The following is a 6,260-nucleotide window of genomic DNA, read 5'->3' on the forward strand; positions in this document are numbered from 1 at the left end:
CCCACCAGCCCCGCCCCCGGAACGTTCCGGGGGCGGGGCTGGTTATAGGATTATAAGATCACCAAAACTTTACTGCCGTTTGCGGTGCACAATGCCCAGGCCCAGCAGCGCGGCGGCAGAGAGGGCGCACAGCATGGCCCACAGGGCGGGGTTGCTCTCGTCACTGGTCTGGGGGATCGCGCTCTGCGCGGCGGCGCTGCCTGCGGCCGCGGCCTTCGGTTCATACACACCCTTCACGTTGCCATAGCTGGAAAGCTGCTTGGCAGATTCCAGGTATGCGCAATGGTCGCACTGGTATCCGTCGGCGGTAGCCGTCCAGTCATGGTAGCCGCAGGCCGGGCAGGTGTAATACACCGTGCCGTCATCCTGCACAGGCGTGGGGGCCGGAGTCGGCGCGGGCGTGGACGTAGGCGTTTCGGAGTTGTTCGTATCTCCGCTTTCGCCGGCAGGGTTCTGCGTGTACACTGCGGTGGGCGTATTCTTTTCGGCATACAGGTTTGCCAGCTTGTTCAGCAGGTCCTCGGTCAGAACGGTCCAGGTGCCTTCCATCCCCTCGAAAGCAAGCCCCTGGAAGGTATAGCCGGGTTTCTCGGCAGCAGGCAGGGGCTGGCCCAGATCCTCCGCCGTCAGCGTAGTCTGCACGCCGTCCAGCGTAATGACCGCCTTGCGCAGGTCGGTGGAAATGGTGAACAGGCTGAAGCCGTTGGGATTGGTGAAGGTCACATTGTCCTTGCCCTCGCTCACCGTGCCATCATAGACATAGCGGGTGCCATCGTCCTTACGATGATGGACCAGCAACGTATCATTATCGGTAAAATCGGGCGTCAGGGGGACGGTGATCTCCACCGGGCGGGTCACAGGCAGTTCGGCAGGTTTGCCAAGCACCACGGCGTTGGCGGTTCCCTCATCTTCTCCCTGTATAATCACGTTATCTGCATCCGTGGTCGCCACCTTACGGTACATGGGGGTGATATCCAGCGTGAAGTTACGGGTATCGTCGCTGATCTGCGTATCGGTCAGCGTAATGTCCAGATATGGCTGGACCACGATGGAAACATCTTTATCGCCTACAGAAATACCGGCAGTTTCCAATTCGTCCTTGCCTTCGTCTTCCGTCACAGTATTCTCATTGGCTACAGTGTAAGCGGCAAGCCGCAGTTCATCTTGTTCCACCGTTACATTGTCGAGCTTCTCGCCCAAATCAACGGCCAGTTGTTTTTCTTCGTCTGTAGCAGTCTCATCGTTGGCGGCCGGGTTTTCCACCTTCGGTTCCTCCAGCACGACTTCTGCCGGTTCACTGTTCGCCGCGGCGTCAGTCACTTTGAAGGGGTAGCCCGCCTGATCGCCAGCCACCACGGTCTTGCCGTCCGCCAGATAGTCGCTGGGGTCCACAGCAAAGTTGCCGCCGGTGATGGAGATAGTCACACCATTAACAGACTCGGACGAGAGTTTCACACCTTGGAATTGGCCGTTGCCATTGATGGTTAGTGTCCCTTTTGCAGGGTCGGTACTATTATACTCGATAAGCCCCTCGATGGTACCTGTATAATTCTCATCAAAAGTAACATAGGTACCCTCAGTGTAGCCGCCATCTAGCCAATAGCAGACGTCGAACGCAATGGTATTGGCGGGATTGGTGGTGTACACGCTGGTGTTGCCCGTGAAGGTAATGTTCCCGCAGTTGAAGCTCAACGCATAGTTTTCATCAGTCCACTGGTTTGCAGCATAGATCTGCATATTTTCCAGCGTCAAATCAGCGTAGTTTTGGATAATACGTCCGATAGGTTTACCGGCACCGCCGTGCCCATTCTGCTCAGAAATGCGGATCGTGCCGTCCTTGAGGGTGATATTGGAGTCTTTCAAGAACTGGAAACCGTTGGTCTCGGTGTTGGGAGACCCGGCCCCCGGCTGGTTCAGCGTATAGGTATGACCGCCGAAATCCACCGTAAACTCGCTCCCGCTTGGCACAGACACGCCCTCGGCGTTGTCCACATCTTTCAGCAGGGCGATGGTCTCCCCTTTATTCACATTTGCAATGGCATCCACCAGGGACGAATAGAAGCGATCGCCGATTTGAGCTACGGCATTCTCTGCATTCAAGGGGGCGACCGTAAAGCGGCCGTCACTTTCAGGAGTGACCGTGCAGTTTTCCGGCACAAAGGCACTGGGGTCACTGGAGAAGGTGCCGCCGGTGACTTCCACGCGCTTGTTCGTATCCTCGTCGGACAGTACGGCAATAACGTCAACGTCCGCCTTGAAATTGCCGCCTTCGACCTTGATTTTATCAGAATCGGTCACGGCAGGGTAGGCGGGATTGGTATTATCAAAAACAAAAACAGAACAAGGCAACTCCTGGCTCTTGTCACCGACCCAGCCCTGCATATTGCCGGTGACGTTAAAGGTCGCATCACCGCTCACAGTAACCGACCCGGCGCGGGCCACGATACCTGCACCATCGGTAATGTCAAAGGTACCGCCGCTGACCGTGACAATATCTTTCCACGGCGCATAAATGCCGCAGGCAATGTACCCCTCGGAACGGATCGCACCCGTAAAAGTACCGCCGGAAATGTTGATGGTATTCGGCGCGCCTTCTCGCTCGCTGCCGTTGCCCATGATGACCGCATTGTCGGCAGAATAGAACTCGCCGCCCTCAATGTTGATGGTGGCGCCGGTAGCCTTGCCAGTCAGTATTGTGCCGTCGTTGGCATCGTATTTGCCGGATTTGATAGTAAGCCTTGCATTCTTGGCGTTATTATCCAATCCCACACAGGACCCATGTGCATCAGTCGCAGAAACACCGCCATTCCCTGTGCTGTCCTGCAAAGTCAAATCACCCGAATTCACGATTGCAGTGTAGGCGCCGCTGACAGCGACCGTGTGACCGTTCAATTCAATCGTGATAATTTTGTTTGCGGGAATGATAACAGTCCCTTCGTTGACATCTTTCTGCAGGGTGATGGTGGTGGGCGTGTTGTCCGCCACGGCGTCGATAGCCGCAGTCAGGGTCTCATAGCCCGTATCGCCGATCATGGCGGCATTATCGTCATTTGCCGTCACGGTGCTTTCCGCATCTTCGCCGCCATTGTCAAGCGTCATGAGCTGGGCATTCAGTTTGTCAGCTTCGTCTGTCTCAAAGTTCCCGGCACCTTCCCCAGCCGATTCCTCTACCACTGCCGTTTCCGGCGTGGCAGACTGTGCCATGGCAGGACTGCACAGCGAGACCGCCATGGCGGCCGCTATCGCCAGCGACAGAGTACGTTTTCCATGTACTGCCAATTTCATAAGGTTCAACATCCTCCTCTATCGTTTGACCGTTCCGAAGAACCTCCGAAAAATACGGGGCCGCCCTTTTTACAGGCGGTATCATTACGAACGAACTTACTAACCATGATACCCCCCCCCCGCATTTTGTCAAGGGCTTTTGGCAAGATTTTCCGCGCTGCCGCCCCGTTTTTTCGCGCCCGGCACAGCAAATCGGCGCGTCTGCACACGCAGGCGCGCCGGGCTTTATACAGGTTTACAATGTATCATCCTGCGATGGCGGCAGAGGTATCGGGAATCCAGCGCTGAATACGCTTCAGGCGGGACAGATAGGAAACTTCCAACGTGGCGCACATCTTGTCTGCGAGGTTCACGATCACCGCTTCCTTGGAATGCGGCATGGTCTTGGCCAGCGGCCACATATGGGAAATGATGATGTTCTCCTCTTTTTCGCTGAGGTCCAGCAGCGCGCGGGCATTTTTCAGCGCGGCCACAGGGTGGTCAAAGCACTGGTTGCCCGGATGCGCCGAACGGTCGTGGCTGTCATACAAGTACAGGTCATGGAGCAGCCCCATGCGGGCGGCCATGCGGTAATCGCATTTCCAGCGGCGGGCCAGCCGGAACGCAACGTAAGAAACAAACAGGGAGTGGTCGTAGGTCGTGACCGAAAAATGATGCCCCCACTGCTTCATGGAACGCACCTGCTGCGTAGACAGCAGGTCTTCCACACAACTCAGATACGATACGTGGTTTGCCTGATCGACATAGTGCATTGGTATCTCCTCCTGTCTATGTGAAAAAACGCGTCCCACCTTGGGACATTTTCATTATAGCACGCTTTTTTTATAAAGTAAATGATCGTCAAAAGTCTGCCAAAGGGGCGGCGTGCCCCCGCGCCGCCCCTGCAAAGCGGGAAACGCCGCCCGGCCGCCCTCCGCGGGCACGGCAGGCGGCAGAACTTACCACAAAAACGGCAGCATTTCCCAACCCAGCCCTGCAAAAACAGGCCCCGCGTCCGGGGACGTGGGGCATCAGCGTGTCAGAAAAACCGACACGCTGCAAAGAGGGCAACAGTTGCGTGCCGGACGCTCCTGTTTACCGGGTTGCAGTTCCCGCATCCCGCGGCGCGCCTTGGGGCGGCGCTTGCGTTCTGCGACCGCTGCCCCTGCTCCGCCTTGCTGCATCCGCCGCAGGCGGCGCGCGGCTCCGCAGCCCTTTGGATTCCCCTTCGACAAAATTTTGCGGCAAATCGCGCAATCGGCCTGTGGCCTCATACACAATTTGCCGCAAAATTTCCCTGTATGTGTTGCCAGCGTCGGCGCATGTCCGCCGCTGGCAACGGATTCTAAATCTTTTCGACAGTCTGTAACTCTGATAAAAATTCACCGGGGCTGGCTGGACTGTTCGCTCTCCCACTGGGCGACCAGCGGGGCCGCCACGGCGGAAAGGGCGTCCAGCGCGGTGCGGATGGACTGCACATCGGCGGGGGTCAGCTTTTCGGCCTTTTTGTGGCGGGTGACCCGTTCCACCCCGCGCTCCGCTTCCTTGATGCGGCCGCGGGTCTCGCGGTCCAGCGCCTTGCCGGACTTGCTGCCCAGCGCCGTGTTCACCCGGTAAAGGGCGGCTTCGGCGGCGTTCAGCACTTCCAGCGCGGCCTTGCGCTCCTTGTCCTGCCCGGCAAAGGCCGCGGCTTCCTGCATGGCACGCTGGATCTCGTCCTCACTCAAATTGGACGAGCCGGTGATCGTGATGCCCTGTTCCCGGCCGGTATCCAGATCCCGCGCGCTGACCTTGACGATGCCGTTGGCGTCGATGTCAAAAGTCACTTCGATCTTGGGCACCCCGGCCCACGCCCGCTTGATGCCGCGCAGCGTAAAGGTGCCCAGCAGCTTGTTGTCCTTGGCAAATTCCCGTTCGCCCTGCAGCACCTTGATCTCGACTGTGGACTGGAACGGCGACGCCGTTGTGAACACCTTGCTGAACCGAGTGGGGATGGTGGCGTTGCGCTCGATCAGATGGGTCGCCACACCGCCCACCGTTTCGACCGAAAGGGTCAGCGGGGTCACGTCCATCAGCAGCAGGTCCTCGCCCGCGCCGGCCAGTTCCTCGCCCCCCAGGCGGCCCGCCTGCACGGCGGCCCCCAGGGCCACGCATTCGTCGGGGTTCAGCGCGTGGGACGGTTCCAGCCCCACCATGCGCTGGACCTTGGCCTGCACGGCGGGGATGCGGGTGGACCCGCCCACCAGCAATACCTGGTCCAAGTCGCTGGCGCTCAGGTGGGCGTCGCTCAGGGCGTTGCGCACCGGCAGGGCCGTGCGCTCCACCAGTTCGCCGCAGAGTTCCTCAAACACGGCGCGGGTCAGCGTCGCCTGGAAGTGGACCGGCCCCTCCGGCCCGGCGGTGAGGAAGGGCAGGTTGATCTCGGTCTGGGTGGCGGCGGAAAGTTCTTTCTTCGCCTTTTCGGCTTCTTCGCGCAGGCGCTGCATGGCCACGCGGTCGCCGGTCAGGTCCTGCCCGTGTTCCCGGCGGAACTGGTCCACCAGCCAGTCCACGATGCGGGCGTCGAAATCGTCGCCGCCCAGGTGGTTGTCGCCGCAGGTGGCCAGCACCTGCACGATGCCGTCCCCGATCTGGATCAGCGAAACGTCAAAGGTCCCGCCGCCCAGGTCGTAGACCATGACGGTCTGGGCGCGGCCGTTGTCCAGGCCATAGGCCAGCGCGGCGGCCGTGGGTTCGTTGATGATGCGCCGGACCTCCAGCCCGGCGATGCGCCCGGCGTCCTTGGTGGCCTGGCGCTGGGCGTCGTTGAAGTAGGCGGGCACCGTGATGACGGCTTCGGTCACCGGCTCGCCCAGGTAGGCTTCGGCGTCGGCCTTGAGTTTTTGCAGGATCATGGCGCTGATCTGCTGCGGGGCATAGCATTTGCCGTCGATGGGGATGCGTGTGTCGCTGCCCATCGACCGCTTGACGCTGCTGACCGTGCGGGGGGCGTTGGT

At 59.5% G+C, this 6,260-nt stretch carries 3 protein-coding genes; all 3 read right to left on the bottom strand.

The genetic code is table 11. The annotated features are described in order from the left end of the window. Positions 1-69 precede the first annotated feature (69 nt). Positions 70-3,285 (bottom strand): hypothetical protein, encoded by a 3,216-nt coding sequence (locus Q0526_RS04635; protein ID WP_298731287.1) that lies wholly within the window; start codon positions 3,283-3,285, stop codon positions 70-72. Positions 3,286-3,530: 245 nt separating this feature from the next. Next, positions 3,531-4,037, bottom strand: a complete 507-nt coding sequence (locus Q0526_RS04640) for an HD domain-containing protein (RefSeq protein WP_298731288.1) — start codon at positions 4,035-4,037, stop codon at positions 3,531-3,533. Positions 4,038-4,646: 609 nt separating this feature from the next. Next, positions 4,647-6,260, bottom strand: a 1,614-nt coding sequence (dnaK, locus tag Q0526_RS04645) for a molecular chaperone DnaK (RefSeq protein ID WP_298731289.1), incomplete at its 5' end; no start/stop codon positions are given.

It is taken from the genome of uncultured Subdoligranulum sp., from assembly GCF_937890665.1.